Source organism: Acidovorax delafieldii, from assembly GCF_007993815.1.
GTDB classification, from domain to species: Bacteria; Pseudomonadota; Gammaproteobacteria; order Burkholderiales; family Burkholderiaceae_C; genus Acidovorax; species Acidovorax delafieldii.
In genome coordinates, this window is sequence record NZ_VJWE01000011.1 from 380,461 (window position 1) to 396,869 (window position 16,409).

The 16,409-nt window shown below is 64.4% G+C and carries 14 protein-coding genes; all 14 read right to left on the reverse strand.

Annotated elements, in window-relative coordinates; translation table 11 throughout:
- Window positions 1-958: 958 nt before the first annotated feature.
- The 14 genes from ATF69_RS04440 to ATF69_RS04505 all read right to left on the reverse strand — a co-directional run bounded on the left by ATF69_RS04440 (window position 959) and on the right by ATF69_RS04505 (window position 16,381).
- Complete coding sequence (locus ATF69_RS04440; protein ID WP_146870011.1) at window positions 959-1,735, reverse strand: enoyl-CoA hydratase; 777 nt, start codon at window positions 1,733-1,735, stop codon at window positions 959-961.
- Between the two features lie 74 nt (window positions 1,736-1,809).
- A complete protein-coding gene (locus tag ATF69_RS04445) occupies window positions 1,810-2,682 on the reverse strand; it encodes an acyl-CoA thioesterase (protein WP_146870012.1) in 873 nt (290 codons plus the stop codon).
- A gap of 27 nt (window positions 2,683-2,709) precedes the next feature.
- Window positions 2,710-3,600: an alpha/beta hydrolase family protein gene (locus ATF69_RS04450; RefSeq protein ID WP_146870013.1), complete on the reverse strand. Its 891-nt coding sequence runs from the start codon at window positions 3,598-3,600 to the stop codon at window positions 2,710-2,712.
- A 217-nt stretch (window positions 3,601-3,817) separates the two neighbouring features.
- Window positions 3,818-5,017: an acetyl-CoA C-acyltransferase gene (locus tag ATF69_RS04455; RefSeq protein ID WP_116748882.1), complete on the reverse strand. Its 1,200-nt coding sequence runs from the start codon at window positions 5,015-5,017 to the stop codon at window positions 3,818-3,820.
- A gap of 12 nt (window positions 5,018-5,029) precedes the next feature.
- Window positions 5,030-5,539: a DUF4442 domain-containing protein gene (locus tag ATF69_RS04460; RefSeq protein ID WP_146870014.1), complete on the reverse strand. Its 510-nt coding sequence runs from the start codon at window positions 5,537-5,539 to the stop codon at window positions 5,030-5,032.
- Window positions 5,540-5,570: 31 nt separating this feature from the next.
- A complete protein-coding gene (locus ATF69_RS04465; RefSeq protein ID WP_146870015.1) occupies window positions 5,571-7,973 on the reverse strand; it encodes a 3-hydroxyacyl-CoA dehydrogenase/enoyl-CoA hydratase family protein in 2,403 nt (800 codons plus the stop codon).
- 66 nt (window positions 7,974-8,039) lie between these two features.
- A complete protein-coding gene (locus tag ATF69_RS04470; protein ID WP_056059410.1) occupies window positions 8,040-8,477 on the reverse strand; it encodes a DUF2147 domain-containing protein in 438 nt (145 codons plus the stop codon).
- 45 nt (window positions 8,478-8,522) lie between these two features.
- Window positions 8,523-10,319: an acyl-CoA dehydrogenase C-terminal domain-containing protein gene (locus ATF69_RS04475; protein ID WP_116748879.1), complete on the reverse strand. Its 1,797-nt coding sequence runs from the start codon at window positions 10,317-10,319 to the stop codon at window positions 8,523-8,525.
- Window positions 10,320-10,323: 4 nt separating this feature from the next.
- A complete protein-coding gene (locus ATF69_RS04480) occupies window positions 10,324-11,052 on the reverse strand; it encodes a TetR/AcrR family transcriptional regulator (protein ID WP_146870016.1) in 729 nt (242 codons plus the stop codon).
- Between the two features lie 149 nt (window positions 11,053-11,201).
- Entirely contained in the window at window positions 11,202-11,864 is a 663-nt protein-coding gene (slmA, locus tag ATF69_RS04485; RefSeq protein WP_146870017.1) for a nucleoid occlusion factor SlmA, read from the reverse strand.
- 207 nt (window positions 11,865-12,071) lie between these two features.
- A complete protein-coding gene (locus tag ATF69_RS04490) occupies window positions 12,072-13,523 on the reverse strand; it encodes a sensor histidine kinase (RefSeq protein ID WP_056745383.1) in 1,452 nt (483 codons plus the stop codon).
- Between the two features lie 77 nt (window positions 13,524-13,600).
- Window positions 13,601-14,293 carry a response regulator transcription factor gene (locus ATF69_RS04495; RefSeq protein ID WP_056059420.1) on the reverse strand — a complete coding sequence of 231 codons (693 nt, stop codon included), beginning with the start codon at window positions 14,291-14,293 and terminating at the stop codon, window positions 13,601-13,603.
- A gap of 17 nt (window positions 14,294-14,310) precedes the next feature.
- Window positions 14,311-15,201, reverse strand: a complete 891-nt coding sequence (argB, locus tag ATF69_RS04500) for an acetylglutamate kinase (RefSeq protein ID WP_056059422.1) — start codon at window positions 15,199-15,201, stop codon at window positions 14,311-14,313.
- Between the two features lie 76 nt (window positions 15,202-15,277).
- The gene (locus ATF69_RS04505) at window positions 15,278-16,381 is read right to left on the reverse strand and encodes a glycosyltransferase family 4 protein (RefSeq protein ID WP_056745385.1); all 1,104 of its coding nucleotides are present in this window, start codon (window positions 16,379-16,381) and stop codon (window positions 15,278-15,280) included.
- Window positions 16,382-16,409: the final 28 nt, after the last annotated feature.

Here is a 16,409-nt window from a genome sequence, read left to right on the forward strand (position 1 = left end):
TTGTAAAAATAGATAGCTTGTCTGATCGCGATTGCTACGGGTGCTTTTTGAGGTGAAACGCCGGTATTCACTGCCTGATTTGCTGCTCATTTCGAAGCAGATCGCGTGCCTATGCGAAGGACGGAGGCCGGGAGTCGCCCGGCGTGCGAGTAACTTTCTTTCGCGTCGCCGAAAGAAAGTCACCAAAGAAAGGGCGACCCTACTGCGCGCGTCCCTTCGCTGCGCTACGGGCAACCTGCGATGCTCGCACAGAGGGTGCGCCGCAGAACTCACTGCGCGCTACGCGCTCCGTTCAAACAACTGCGGCAAGTCAGTGCACGAAGTGCGTGTGTCCTTCGGCACACGCACACACCCCCTGCCTTGCGCTTCTCGGCACGCGCAGAAGGGAACCCGAGGGACATCCACTCGGGCCATTGCTGCGCTCGGCCCCGTCTCGCGGGCGCAAGCGCCACGCGCTGCGGAAGCTGGGCCGAGCGCAGCGATGGCCCGTGTGGTTTTTCGGCTGTTCGGCTGTTGGATGTTGGATGTTCGGCTCCTCACCCCTGCTGGCTGCGCCTGCGGCGGGGCGGTTGCGGGGTGGCATGGGCGTCGGAGCGCCCATGCTTCGTGCTCTGACTCGCCGTGGATGTCTGAGCGGCGCGCGGCAGCGCAAAGCGAGTTCCACGGCACACCCCGCAACCGCACGGACGCAGGTTTGCCCCGGAGCGAAGCGCAGGGGTCGCAGACTGGGGGTCGCCTTTTCTTTGGTGACTTTCTTTTGGCGAAGCAAAAGAAAGTTACTCGCACGCCGGGCGACTCCCGGCTCCCGCACTTCACACGGGCATGCAGTAGCCACCGCCAAAACAAACTTCGCTAAGCTCAACCCGAACGGATGGGGCGAGAACGAACTATAAAAACAATAGCAGCCAGCGCTTTATGTACAAGCGCCAGCAGCCCAAAATACCTCAGAACTAGCGAATCAAACCGCGCTGAAATCAGGCTTTCTCTTCTCCATAAAAGCGGAGAACGCTTCCCGCGCTGCAGGCTCACGCAACATGCGCCCAAAGCTCTCGCCCTCTTCCGCCATCACCTCCAGCACCTTCGCCGTCTGCCCGCCCTTCATCAACCGCTTGGTTTCGATGAGCGACGACAACGGCTTGGCAGCCAGCTTCTTCGCCTGCGCCTGCGCCACCCCATTGCACTCGGTGGGCGGCACCACACGGTTCACCAGGCCGACTTCCAACGCGGCCTCGGCCATGAAAGGCTCGCCCAGCAGCAAGGCTTCCGCAGCGCGGTGGTACCCCAGCATCTGCGGCACCAGTAGGCTCGATGCGGCCTCGGGGCACAGGCCCAGGTTGACGAACGGCATGGAGAACGCCGCGTTGTCGCCCGCATAGACCAGGTCGCAGTGGAACAGCATGGTTGTGCCAATGCCCACGGCCGGGCCACACACCGAGGCGATCACGGGCTTGGGGAAGGTGGTGATGCCGCGCAGAAAACGGAACACGGGCGAGTCCTGCGTGGCAGGCGGCTGCTGCAAAAAATCGCCAATGTCATTGCCCGCGCTGAAGATCGCCACGTCGCCCTGGAACACCACCACGCGCACGCTGGCATCCGCCTTGGCGGCGTCGAGCGCATCAGCCATGGCGGCGTACATGTCGCGCGTGATGGAGTTCTTCTTGTCCACGCGGTTGAAGGTGATGGTGGTCACGCCCGCTTCGGAGTGGACGAGGATGTCTTGGGTGGCTTCGGTCATGGTGGTGAAGGTTCCGGGTCGGATGGATTGGGACGAGAGGAATGCGGTACGGCACAGGGCGACAGGCCGACTTCCTATTCCTTGTAGTAAACGATCTGATGGCTGGTGGCCAGCATGGTGCCAGCCTCGTTCCACAGCTGCACGGTCTGGTCAAAGAAACCGTTGCGGAACTCCTGCCCGCGCGCCTGGCCGAGCAGGAAGCCAGTGCCCGTGGCCTGCAGCTGCTCTGCCGTGGCGTGGAAGTACACGGTGATCGACACCGTGCCCGCAGGCACCTGGCGCGCACGGCGCAGCCACACGCGGGGAAAGAACACATCGGCCAATGCGGACAGCGCCACGAAGTCGAGCGGCCGCGGTGGTGTGTCGCGCATCCACAGCTGCGTCAGGCTGTGGTCGCCGCTGCCGTCCCAGGTGCGCGGGATGAAGCCAGCGATGGGGCGCATCTCATAGCGGTTGAGCCACTCCACAGCGCCCAAGGGGGCAACGATGGCTTTTTGCTCTGCAGGTGGGGGCACCTGCGGCATGGGCACATCGCCCACGCTCCAGGTCTCGCGGCGCACGGCCGTGACGGCGGTGGCCGTAGTGGTGACCACCTGCGCGCCGTCGGCACCGGCCTGCAGGATCGACAGCGTCCAGTGCTGGGTGGAGCGATTGGTGCGAACAGGAGTTGCCTGCACCGTTAACGCACCAGCGGTCAAAGCGCCCGCATAGTTGACAGTGAGCGACAGCGGATCGCCCAGCCGGTCGGGGTGCTTCAGGATGGCCTGTAGCAGCGTGGCAGCGGTGATGCCGCCAAACGGGCCGACCATGTTCCAGTAGCCGGGGTGGGTCTGCCCTTCGTACTGGCCCGTCGCAGCGGACGAAGCCGTCAGTTGCAGCGCCTCGTCCAGCGGGTGTGTAGCGGAGGACGAAGACGCAGACGAAGAAGTGGATGAAGAGGAAGTCATGCTGCAAGTGTGCCGCGAAACGACCGCTCAGGCCGTCGTACCGGAGACTTCGCCATGGGGCATTCCGCCACCGCCCAGTGCGGCCAGCGCAGCCGCTGCGCGCGGCCACAGGCTTTGGCGGAACTGGTCGCGAAAGAAGCCAAAGTGCCCAATGCGCCGCACCTGCAGGTCGGCCGGTGTGATGCTCTCCACCCGGCGCTCGGTGTTGGCGTACAGGTTCACCAGGTTGTGCGTGCCACGCAAGGTCATCAGCTCGTCGTCCGCCATCGACAGCGCCAGCACCGGGAACCGCACCGCGCCATAACTCTGCGCCACCGCAGGCCCCTCAGCCCCCACGCTGTAAGCGGGGTCCAGACACCAGCGCCGCCACTGCAGGATCACCCCCGCAGGCAGATCGCCCACCTTCTTGAGCGTGCGCCCCGGAAAGTACCCGCACAGCCGTGTGGCCAGCGGCACCAGCACCCACCAGAAATACGGAACGATGCGCTTGAGCTGCGGCGCGTTGTCACGCCAGTAGCCGCTGCCTGCGGCCACGCTCAGCAGGCCCGCCACCTGCTCGGGCTTTTTCAGCAAGCCCGGCAACTGCGCGCCCAGGCTGTGGCCCAGCAAGTACAGCGGCTGCGCAGGCAGCGCGGCCTTGGCGGCAGAAATCACCGCCTCGTAGTCCTGCGCCCAATCAAACAGATCCGCCTTCACATCGCGCATGGCGCCCTGCAGAGAGTCGCCATGGCCCCGGTAGTCGAACGTGGTGACCCGAAACCCCTGCTGCGCCATCCACAGCGCAAAGGCCTCGTAGAACGACTGCCGCACCCCCATCGCGCCACCGATGACAACGCTGGCGCGCGGTGCGCCCTCAGGTTCGTAGACACGCAGCGCCAAAGACACTGCCCCGTTGACCTGCAAGGTTTGCTTGTTCATGTCTGTCTCCTAGGTTCAATGCCGATCTGCGCCAGCTTGAATGGAAAAGAAAAACAGGCAGTGCACTTCCCCCTGCCTTCACACCCCGCCCTCAAGGGCGTAGCGAGCGGCTTTCAGGCTAGGCGGACGGAGCGCAGCAACCGGAACGTACTTGCGGTACGTGAGGATTGCGAGCACCGCCCAACGACGCATGAAAGCCGCGCAGTAGCCAGCTAACTCACAAAGCTTCGATGATGCCGGCGGCGCCTTGGCCGGTACCTACGCACATCGTGACCATGCCGTACTTCAGCTTGTGCCGACGCAGCGCATGCACCACCGTCGCCGCACGGATCGCACCGGTGGCGCCCAGCGGATGCCCCAGCGCAATGGCACCGCCCATGGGGTTCACGTTCGCAGGGTTCAGGCCCAGCGTATTGATCACCGCCAGCGACTGGGCCGCAAACGCTTCGTTCAGCTCGTACCAGCCAATGTCATCGCTCTTGAGACCCGCATAACGCAGGGCCGCAGGAATCGCTTCGATCGGTCCAATGCCCATGATCTCTGGCGGCACGCCGCGCGCGGCGTAGCTCACAAAACGCGCCAGCGGCGTCAGGCCAAACTGCTTCACCGCCTTTTCGCTGGCCACGATGAGGGCACCGGCACCGTCGCTGGTCTGCGAGCTGTTGCCCGCCGTGACGCTGCCGCGCGCCGCAAACACGGGCTTGAGCTTGGCCAGGCCTTCCAGGGACGTATCAGGACGAGGGCCTTCGTCCAGGCTCACGGTGCGGCGCTTTTCCACCACTTCGCCGGTAGCGAGGTTGGGCGAACGCTCCACGATTTCGAAGGGCGTGATTTCGTCGCTGAACTCACCAGCCTTTTGCGCCTTGATGGCACGCAGGTGGGATTCGAGGGCAAACGCGTCTTGCGCTTCGCGGCTCACCTTCCACTGCTGGGCCACCTTTTCGGCGGTCAGGCCCATGCCGTAGGCGATGCCTACGTTTTCGTCCTTGGCAAAAATCTCGGCGTTGAACGAGGGCTTGTTGCCGCCCATGGGCACCAGGCTCATGGACTCGGCGCCGCCAGCAATCAGCACGTCGGCCTCGCCCACGCGGATGCGGTCGGCCGCCATCTGCAGCGCGGTGATGCCCGATGCGCAAAAGCGGTTCACGGTCACGCCGCCCACGGGGTGGTCGAACGCCAGGCCCACGGCAATGCGGGCCATGTTCATGCCCTGCTCACCTTCGGGGAAGGAGCAGCCAATGATGGCGTCTTCAATCGCCTTGGGGTCCAGCGTGGGCACCTGCAGCATGGCGCTCTTGATGGCGGCGACCAGCAGGTCGTCAGGCCGGGTGTTCTTGAAATAGCCGCGGCCCGAGCGCCCAATGGGCGTGCGCGTGGCGGCGACGATGTAGGCGTCCTGGACTTGTTTTTGAGCCATGGTGAAACTCCTTCAATTCTTGGGGGGGCGGCTGGAAGGAACCCAGGCCCACGTAAATACACATTCGACCGGCTCCACACCGGCTTCGTCGGTCACGGTGACTTTCACCTGCACCTCGCCCTTGTCGCTGGCCAACATGGCGGCGCGCTGCTCGGCGGTGAGCGTGGCCACGGCTTTGAGGCCGCCCGTGGCGCGCTTCTTGAATGCCATGGAGAGCTCCTTGGCCAGCGGCAGGCAGTCGTCGCGCACGTTCATGCCCACGACCATGCCGGTGGCCGTTTCGGCCAGCAGGTTCATGGCCGAGGCGTGCACACCACCAATGTGGTTTTGCACACGGTGCTCGTTGGCAAGATGCACTTCGACCCGCTCAGGCGTGAGCGACACGAACTTCACCCCGGCCGCGCCGGTAAAGGGCACAGCCCGGCGCAAGATGATGTTCTGCACGAACCCGCGCATGAAGGCGGGGGCCTCGTCCAGGCGCATCAGCGAGCGCTGCAATTTGTTGGGGGCGTGTTCGCTCATGTCGGTCTACCGGTATCCATCGACGTCCGGATCAGTTGCGAACCGGCTTGCCGGTGGACAACATGCCCAGGATGCGCTCATGCGTCTTGGGCTGGGCGATCAGGTGGCAGAACACCTTGCGCTCCAGCGTGAGCAGGTATTCCTCGCTCACCATCGAGCCAGCATCCACATCGCCGCCACAGACCACCTCGGCGATCATGGCGCCGATCTTGAAGTCGTAGGCGCTGATGAAGCCGCCGTCGCGCATGTTCACCAGCTGGGCCTTGATGGTGGCCAGACCGCTGCGGCCCGCCACGGGGAACAGGCGCTTGTGCGGTGCACGCCAGCCGCTGGCAGCCATGGACTTGGCTTCGTTGATGGCCACAAACAGCAGCTCGTCCTTGTGGGGCACGATGATGTCGCTGTCCAGCAGGTAGCCCAGCTTGCGCGATTCGAGTGCGCTGGTACCCACCTTGGCCATCGCGGCGGCGGTGAAGCCTTCGGTCAGGAAGGGCAGCAGGTCTTTGCTGGTGGAAGCGGCCATGTTCTCGGCCGCGCGGCGGGCGATATAGGTCAGGCCACCCGCGCCGGGCACCAAGCCCACGCCCACTTCGACCAGGCCGATGTAGCTTTCCATGTGCGCCACGCGCTTGGCCGAATACACAGCCAGCTCGCAGCCGCCGCCCAGCGCCATGCCGTGGATGGCAGCGACCACGGGCACCTGCGCGTAACGGATGCGCATCATCAGGTTTTGCAACTCTTGCTCGATGCTTTCCACCGCATCGGCGCCGCCGACCATGAAGGCGGGCATCGTGGCTTCCAGGTCCGCACCCACGCTGAAAGGCGCGTCGCCGGACCAGATGACCATGCCTTGGTACTCAGACTCGGCCAGTTCCAGCGCTTCCATCAGCGCTTCCATCACCTCGGGGCTGATGGCGTGCATCTTGTTCTTGATGCTGGCGATGAGCACTTGGCCGTCCAGCGTCCAGGTGCGCAGGGCCTTCGACTCAGCAATGGTGGTGCCAGCGGTGCGCCAGTCGGGCAGGCCGGTTTCGCCCAGCAGGGCCTCGGGGAAGATCTGGCGCTCGTACACGGGCAGCTGGCGGCGGGGCACAAACTTGTTCTGCGATGCACTCCACGAACCTTGCGCGGTGTGCACGCCACCGGCGTCGGCCACGGGGCCCTTGAACACCCACTCAGGCAGCGGTGCCTTGCACAGCGCTTTGCCAGCGTCAATGTCTTCCTGGATCATCTTCGCGACTTCGAGCCAACCGGCTTCCTGCCACAGCTCGAAGGGGCCTTGCTTCATACCAAAGCCCCAGCGCATGGCCTGGTCCACATCGCGGGCGTTGTCGGCAATCGTGGCCAGGTGCACGGCGGCGTAGTGGAAGCTGTTGCGCAGAATGGCCCACAGGAACTGGCCGGGCGCGCCTTCGGCGTTGCGCAGCAGGCGCAGGCGCTCGGCAGCGGGCTTCTTGAGCATGCGGGCATACACCTCGTCGGCCTTCTGGCCGGCGGGCACGTACTCTTCGCTTTCCAGCTCGAAGCGCATCACATCACGGCCGACCTTCTTGAAGAAACCGGATTTGGTCTTCTGCCCCAGGTTGCCCAGCTCCAGCAGCTTTTTCAGCACGGCAGGCGTGCCAAAGCTTTCGTAGAAGGGGTCGGTCTCAATGCTCAGGTTGTCCTGCAGCGTCTTGATCACGTGGGCCATGGTGTCCAGGCCCACCACGTCGGCAGTGCGGAAGGTGCCGCTGGATGCACGGCCGAGCTTCTTGCCCGTGAGGTCGTCCACCACATCGTAGGTCAGGCCGAAGTTCTCGACTTCCTTCATCGTGGCCAGCATGCCGGCGATGCCGACGCGGTTGGCCACAAAGTTGGGGGTGTCGTGCGCGCGCACCACGCCCTTGCCCAGGCCGCTGGTGACGAAGGCTTCGAGCTGGTCGAGCACTTCAGGCTGGGTGGTGGGCGTGTTGATCAGCTCCACCAGCGTCATGTAGCGCGGGGGGTTGAAGAAGTGGATGCCGCAGAAACGGGGCTTGATGCTCTCGGGCAGCACTTCGGACAGTTTGGTGATCGACAGGCCCGAGGTGTTGGACGCCAGGATGGCGTGCTTGGCCACGTGGGGAGCGATCTTGGTGTAGAGGTCGAGCTTCCAGTCCATGCGCTCGGCAATGGCCTCGATCACGAGGTCGCATTCCTTGAGCAGGTGCATGTGCTCTTCGTAGTTGGCCTGCTGGATCAGCGCCGCGTCGTCGGCCACGCCCAGGGGCGAGGGCTTGAGCTTTTTCAGGCCTTCGACTGCCTTGGTGACGATGCCGTTCTTGGGGCCTTCCTTGGCGGGCAGGTCGAACAGCACCACGGGCACCTTCACGTTGACGAGGTGGGCGGCAATCTGCGCGCCCATCACGCCTGCGCCGAGTACGGCGACTTTTTTCACTTGGAATCGGGACATGGGTTGGGTTCCTGGTTGGGGCGTTGCGCGACACCGCTGGGGTGCGCGCGGCCACGGGAATGGGGTTTACTGGACGCGGATCCAGGTTTGCGTGCGGCCGAACGGGCCGATCGAGCCGCGCACTTCGAGCTTCTTGCCGCCCTCGACGGGAGTCATGCGCAGGGTGTAGTTGCGGCCGTTCTCAGGGTCGAGAATCTTGCCGCCCTCCCACACCTCTTTGCCGTCGGCCTTCTTGGCGCCACGGATGATCTCCAAGCCCACCAAGGGCTTGCCCTTGCGGTCGTCGGAGCACTCCTCGCAGACATCCTCGGGCTTGGCGTCCTTGGACAGGCGCTTTTCCAGCGCTCCGTGCAGCACGCCGCCACCAATGTCGCGGATGCGGATCTCGGCCTTGGCCTCGCCGGTCTTGTCATCGATGTTGCGCCACAGGCCTTCGGGCGTCATCTGCGCCCAGGCCGGCAGCGCACCCGCTACCAAAACAATAGCTGCTACCGCTTTGAACATCTGCGCTCCCTGGCAAAAAGGCTTGAAATCCGCATCCGGCACCGATCAGGCCAGGGCCAGATCGGTGTCCATCAGCACCTTGCTGCCGGCGCGGGCGGTGCGCATCAGCGTGGCGGTTTCGGGGAACAGCTTGGCGAAGTAGAAGCGCGCGGTCTGCAGCTTGGCGCCGTAGAACGGGTCGGTGTTGCCGGCGGCGATCTCGCGCAGGGCGACCTGGGCCATGCGGGCGAACAGGTAGCCGAACACCAGGTGGCCGGCCACGCGCAGGTAGTCCACCGCAGCAGCGCCCACTTCGTCGGGGTTTTGCATGCCCTTGAAGCCGATCTCGGTGGTGAACTTGGTCATCTGGTCGCCCAGCATGGCCACGGGGTTGATGAACTCGGCCATGCGCTCGTTCACGCCCTCTTCTTCCACCAGCTGGCCAATCAGCTTGCCCAGCTTTTTCAGCGTGGCACCGTTGTTGCCCAGCACCTTGCGGCCCAGCAGGTCCAGCGACTGGATGGTGTTGGTGCCTTCATAGATCATGTTGATGCGGTTGTCCCGCACGTACTGTTCCATGCCCCATTCCTTGATGAAGCCGTGGCCGCCGAAGACCTGCATGCACGCGTTGGTGCTGATGTGGCCGTTGTCGGTGATGAAGGCCTTGACGATGGGGGTCAGCAGGGCCACGAGTTCTTCGGAATCCTTGCGCACCTTTTCATCGGGGTGGCTGTGCACCTTGTCCAGCAACAGCGTGCAGAAGATCTGCAGGGCGCGGCCACCTTCGGCGTAGGCCTTGGCGGTGAGCAACATCTTGCGCACATCGGGGTGCACGATGATGGGGTCGGCGTCCTTGTCCTTGGCCTTGGGGCCCGACAGGCTGCGCGACTGGATGCGGTCCTTGGCATAGGCCAGCGCGTTCTGGTAAGCCACTTCCGTCAGGCCCAGCGACTGGTTGCCCACACCCAGGCGGGCGGCGTTCATCATCACGAACATGGCAGCCAGGCCCTTGTTGGGCTGGCCCACCATGGTGCCGATGGCGCCGTCCAGTGCGATCTGCGCGGTGGCGTTGCCGTGGATGCCCATCTTGTGCTCCAGGCCCGTGCAGAAGATCGGGTTGCGCTCGCCCAGCGAGCCGTCGGCATTCACGTTGAACTTGGGCACCACAAACAGGCTGATGCCCTTGCTGCCCTTGGGCGCATCGGGCAGGCGGGCCAGCACCAGGTGAACGATGTTGGCGGCCATGTCGTGCTCGCCGGCGCTGATGAAGATCTTGTTGCCGGTGATCTTGTAGGTGCCGTCAGGCAGAGGCTCGGCCTTGGTGCGCATCAGGCCCAGGTCGGTACCGCAGTGGGGTTCGGTCAGGCACATGGTGCCGGTCCATTCGCCGCTGGTCAGCTTGGGCAGGTACAGGGCCTTCTGGGCGTCGGTGCCATGGGCGTGCAGGGCTTCGTAGGCGCCGTGCGACAGGCCGGGGTACATCGTCCAGGCCTGGTTGGCCGAGTTCAGCATCTCGTACAGGCACTGGTTCAGCACGAAGGGCAGGCCCTGGCCGCCGTAGGTGGGGTCGCAGCTCAGCGCCGCCCAGCCACCCTCGACGTACTTAGCATAGGCGTCCTTGAAGCCGGTGGGGGTCTTCACTTCGTGCGTGGTCTTGTTCAGCACGCAGCCTTCGGTGTCGCCGCTGATGTTGAGCGGGAAGGCGACTTCGGCAGCAAACTTGCCGGCCTCTTCGATCACGGCATTGATGGTGTCCACATCCACTTCGGCGTGGGGTGGCATCGCCTTGAATTCATCACTGACCTTGAGCACTTCGTGCATGACGAATTGCATGTCGCGCAGGGGCGGCGTATAGGTAGGCATGGGTTTACTCCTTGGATGTGGTGGTTTGGTTGGAAACTTTGCGGCGCGCCACTGTGGGTGCCTTGGCTGCCACTGTCGGCGCGCTGTAACGCGCCAGAATGTTGTGAAAGCCCACGACAGCCCGGTCGATGGAGCCCGGGGTCTGCAGGAACCGCGCCTCGTAGTGCAGCGCGAGGATCAGGCCGTGGATCTCGAAGAGCATCTGCTCTTCCTTGGTGTCGGCACGCAGCTCGCCCAGTTCCTTGCACTGCTCGATGGCGCGGCGCATGGCGGCATGCCAGGTCAGCACCGAACTGGCCAGCGCATCGCGCACGGGGCCGGTACGGTCATCGAACTCGACCGCGCCGCTGATGTAAATGCAGCCCGAGTCGATTTCGATGGAGGTGCGCTTCATCCAGTTGTCGAACAGCGCCGACAAACGCGCCACGCCACGGGGGGCGGACATGGCGGGGTAGAACACTTCCTGTTCGAAGCGGGTGTGGTATTCGCGGATGACGGAGATCTGCAGCTCTTCGCGGGAGCCAAAGTGGGCGAAAACGCCCGACTTGCTCATGCCGGTGACGTCTGCCAGCGCCCCGATGGACAGGCCTTCCAGCCCGATGTGCGTGGCCAGGCCCAGCGCGGCCTCGACGATGGCCGCCTTGGTCTGCTGGCCTTTTTGCAAGGCACGGCCGGTACCACTGCGAGCGCGCGGGATGCGGGTGACCTGGCGGGATTCGGGGATGGAGGACATAGGCACGAATAAAAACGAACGTTCGTTCTATTCTGCAGCAAATTCCCTGCAGCCCCCAAGCCCCCGGAAAAAATAGGGAGACCCATCCAAACCACCCGTTGCAGCCGCGCCACCCCCGCCGTGATGCGCCGCCTCAACAACGCGGACCGCTACAACATCAGCGCAAGGCTGGCTTCCAGGTGCTCGGTGGGCTGGCGCCGAAACCCCGAGCGGGCGTAGCACTGCAGGCGCCCGACCACAAAGGCCGTCAACACGCTGGCCGCCACCTGGGCATCGACTGTGGGCGTGCTGGATGCGGCGGTGCTAGCACGCAGACACTGGCGCAGGGTGGATTCGATGCGGTCAAAGAACTGGTTCATGCGCTGCTGCAAGCGCTCGTGCTCGAACACCAGTGCGTCGCCCACCATGACCCGCACCATGCCCGGGTTGCGCTCGCCAAACTGCAGCACCAGCGCCACGATGCGCGCCGCCTGGCGCGCGCCCATGTCGGCAGGCTGTGTGGGGTCAGGCACGTCGCGCCCCGTGATCTGCTGCACCAGTGTGAACACCGACTGCTCGATGAAATCGATCAAGCCCTCGAACATTTGCGCCTTGCTGGCGAAATGACGGTACAGCGCCGCCTCGCTGACCGACAGGCGCGCGGCCAGTGCGGCAGTGGTGATGCGCTCGGCCCCAGGCTGCTCCAGCATAGCGGCCAGGGCCTGCAGGATCTGGACGCGCCGTTCCCCGGGCTTGGGCCGCTTGCGTGCAGCCGCAACATCACCCGCTTCGGCGGTACTGGCAGGCTCGGGGAGGGGCGAGATTTCAGACATGCAGGACAGGGACTCCGGTGGGGCCCTGCTCCCGGTGCGCATGCCACTGGGCATGGTCGGATCACGGCAGGGCGTGGATCACGATGTCACATCTTGCCGCAGCCAGGAGGGGCGTGGCCGCCACCTGTTTGCACAAGTCAATCGTGTGTGGAAATGATTCTCGCACAGGCCCCTTGTCGGTCCGGACGGCCCGGGGACCCCGCACGACTACAGCGGAAACACCACCGTCACCAGCAGCCCGCGCCCCTGGGGGCCCGTGCCCAGCGTCAGTGCGGCACGGTGTACCCGGGCAATCTCGTCCGCAATGGCCAGGCCCAGGCCCGTGCCCTCGCCTCCCGCGCCGGGCACGCGGTAGAACCGCTGCAACACGCGCGTACGCTCAGACTCCGGCACGCCAGGGCCGTCGTCCTCCACCTCCACGTAGGGCCGGGGCGGGCCCGCGCGCCCCTGGCGCAGTCCGCAGCGGATGGTCACCACGCCCCCCGCAGGTGTGTATTTGATGGCGTTGTCCACCAGGTTGGACAGCAGCTCGCGCAGCAGCCAGCCATGGCCTGTCACATGCACCAGCTGGACATCGAGCCCGAGGTCCAGGCCCTTGCCGGTTGCTGCGTCCAAAAATGTTTCCAGCAGCGACTCGCACAGATCCTTGAGGTCAACCCGCTGCGGCGGCTGCGCGTCCAGGCTGCGGGCGTCCGCGCGAGACAACGCCAGCAGCTGGTGCGCCAGCTGCGAGGTGCGGCGCGTGGCGTTGCGCAGCTTCTCGATTTGATCCGCTCCCAAAACAATAGCGCCTTGTGCACGATCTTCATGCGCTAGCGGCATTTTTCGGTCGAAATCCGGGAAAGACGTGCGTGGCGGCGCTGCCGCCTTGGCCATCATGGCCCAGGCCTCCACCTGGGCCTGCAAGCCCGCCAGCGGCGTGCGCAACTGGTGCGCCGCGTCGGCCACAAAACGCCGCTGCCCTTCGGCCTGTGCGTTGACCAGCGCAAACAGGCGGTTGAGCGAGTGCACCAAGGGCCGCACCTCGTCGGGCGAGGCGGCCTCGTCGATGGGACTGAGATCGCGGGGAGAGCGGCGCTCCACCGCCTCCGCAAGCCCCACCAGGGGTTTGAAGGCCTGCCGCACCGCCCAATGGATCGCAAAACCCGCGGCAATCAGCAATACGAGGTTGGGCAACAACACCCTGAGGAGCAGTTGCTGCGCCCATTTCTGGCGAGGGTCCGACCCGTCGGCGAGGGCCACGACCAGTTCGCCCGCCCCCGTGCGCCCGCGTTGCGCCGCCACCCGGTACGTCACGCCGCCGAACTCCACGCTGTGGAACTCCGGGGCCTGTGTGGTGGGCACGGCGCCGTGTACCCAGCCCTCTCCGAGCAACAGGCGCCCCGAGGTATCGCGCACGCTGTAGGCCGCAAAGCCCGCGTTCTGGCGCAAAAACTCTTCGATGGGCGGCGCCAGCAGCAGCAGCGGTGGGTCGTTGTCGTGGATGGGCGGCGCCAGCACCGAATCGGCCAGCGCGGGCAGCAGCCGCACCAGACGCTGGTCGTGCTGGCCAGCTGCCTCATCGGCCGACCGGTAGTCCAGCCAGACCCCCGCCAGCACCAGCACACACAGGGGCAGTACCAGCATCAGCAGCAGCCGGGTGCGCAGGTCTGATGTCATGGCGCGCAGGCCGGGCCGCCGGGAGGAGTTTTTCCAAAGCATGGCGAGGCGGCGAACTGGGCGCGGAAAACACCTGCTCAGGTTGCCTGCAGTTCGAGCCGGTAGCCAAAGCCCCGTATGGACCGCAGCGCCACACCGTGGGGTTCCAGCTTGCCTCGCAAGCGCGAGACATACACCTCCACCGCGTTGGGGGTGATCTCCTTGTCCCACCCCGTCAGCGCTTGCAGCAGCTTGTCTTTGCTAGCAGGCTTGGGGGCGTTGATGAGCAGGTATTCGAGCACCGTCCACTCGCGCGGGCCCAGTTCGATGACCTGCTCTCCAGCCGGTGTGCGCATGCTGGCCCGGCGCCCGGCCGTGTCCAGCTCCAGCGGGCCAAAACTCAGCACGGCCGTGGTCGCGGCCTGGGAACGGCGCAACAGCGCACGCAGGCGCGCCAGCAGCTCGGGCAGCTCGAACGGCTTGACCATGTAGTCATCCGCCCCCAGATCCAGCCCCTGCACCCGGTCATGCAGAGCGTCACGCGCCGTCAGGATCAAAACTGGCATCGCGGGGCTTGCCATGTCAGGGCGGCGCAGGCGGCGTGTCAGCTCCAGGCCGTCCATGGCGGGCAACCCGATGTCGATGATGGCTGCATCAAACGACTCGGCGCGCAGCACCTCTTCGGCCCGCTCGCCACTGCCCACCCAGTCCACCGCATAACCCGCATCGGTGAGCCCCAGCTTGATGCCGCTGGCCACCATCACATCGTCTTCGACCAACAGCAGACGCATGGAGACCTCACGCTGGGTCAGTGAGAGCGGATCATGGTGCCGTAGGCCTGGTCAGTCAGGATCTCCAGCAGCATGGCATGGGGCACACGCCCGTCAATGATGTGCACCGCATTTACACCCGCCTTGGCGGCATCCAGCGCACCGGCAATCTTGGGCAGCATGCCGCCCGAGATAGTGCCGTCGGCAAACAGCTCGTCGATGCGGCGGGCTGTCAGGTCGGTCAACAGGTTGCCGGCCTTGTCGAGCACACCGGGGGTGTTGGTCAGCAGCATCAGTTTTTCAGCCTGCAACACCGTGGCCAGTTTGCTGGCCACCACATCCGCATTGATGTTGTAGCTTTCGTTGTTCTCGCCAAAGCCAATCGGGCTGATGACGGGAATGAACGCATCGTCTTGCAGCGCCTTCACCACGCTGGGGTCGATGGAAACGATGTCACCCACCTGGCCCACGTCGTGTTCGATGGTGGGATCCTTGCTGTCCACCATCTTGAGCTTTTGTGCGCGAATCATGCCGCCGTCACGGCCGGTCAAGCCCACGGCCTTGCCACCGGCCTGGTTGATCAGTCCCACGATGTCCTGCTGCACCTCGCCGGCCAGCACCCATTCGACCACTTCCATGGTCTCGGCATCGGTCACACGCATGCCCTGGATGAACTCGCCCTTCTTGCCCAGTCGGTTGAGCGCGGTTTCGATTTGCGGGCCGCCACCGTGCACCACCACCGGGTTCATGCCCACCAGCTTGAGCAGCACCACGTCCTCGGCAAAGTCGGCCTGCAGGGCCGGGTCCGTCATGGCGTTGCCGCCGTACTTGATCACCATGGTCTTGCCATGGAACTTGCGGATGTAGGGCAGCGCCTGGGCCAGGATTTCAGCCTTGTCGCGTGGGGCAATCGAAAGAAGGTCGGTCATGGAGGCGTGCCATCCGGAGAAAACTGTGAGGCGCAAATTGTGCCGCATTCGCCAGGCACGCGAACACAAGAAGGCTTCAGTGGCGCAGCCAGTTCGGCACTTTGAACCGCACGATGGCCAGATAGGCCATGACATAGCTGACCACAAAAAGCCCGCAAAACGCCATGAGCAGGGGCGTGTTGTTCCAGAACAGCACTGCAGGCACCACCGTCAGAAGCGTAAAACCCCACAGATAGGGCGACGTACGGTTGTTGCGCATCAGCACCCGGCGGGACTCATCATCGTGAAACACCCCACGAACAATGCGGCGGTAGATGAGCTGGTGAAAATGCAGCGCATCGGCCACGCCCGGTGAAACGCCCCGCACCGCCTTGCGGTAAATGGAGAAAATCGTCTCCCACACCGGGTAGATCAACAGGAGCATCGGGAACCAAGGCGATACGTCCGCATTGCGCTGCACCAGAGAGATGCTGGCCAGCGCAATCACGCCACCCCATACGTAAGCGCCGCCATCGCCGGCAAACAACATGCCGCGCGGATAGTTCCAGACGAGAAACCCCCCCGTAGCAGCGGCCGTTGACACCAACAAGGCGGCCAGCGCACGATCACCCACCTGCAATGCTACGTGAGCCAGAGCCAAGCAGACAATAAGTGCAACCATGCCGGCTAGACCGTTGTATCCATCGATGATGTTGAAGGCGTGTGGAAGCCCAGAAACAGCAAGAACCACAATCGCAATGCTTAACCAAGGAGCAGCTATCAGCACCGAGTCCAACCAGGGCCAGCCTGAACGTGGCAAGCTGAGGCCCAGAAGAATGACAGCGAGAACGCCAGAAGCACCCGTCAGGCTCAAGCGATAGCGTACCGAGAGACGCTGGGTCATGTCTTCAGCAATACCTCCGACGACCGCCGGTAGCAAAGCCACCAACCACCCGCCGACCCACGCGCCCAACTTGAGCGAACCCGGATCTCCCCAATGAGTCGATTGCAGAACTCCCAGCCCCCAACTGCAACCAATCCCAATAAACAGCGCAGCACCGCCGAGTCTGGGTATATCCCCCAGATGAAAACGTTGTGGCATGCCATCGCCATACACAAGAGCATGGCTACGCATCCACCGCACGATGAACCCTGCTGCCAACGCAGCCACGATAAATGCCACCACGGATAACCAAATCATGAGCGGCCGATGGTACCCGCACTCGCCA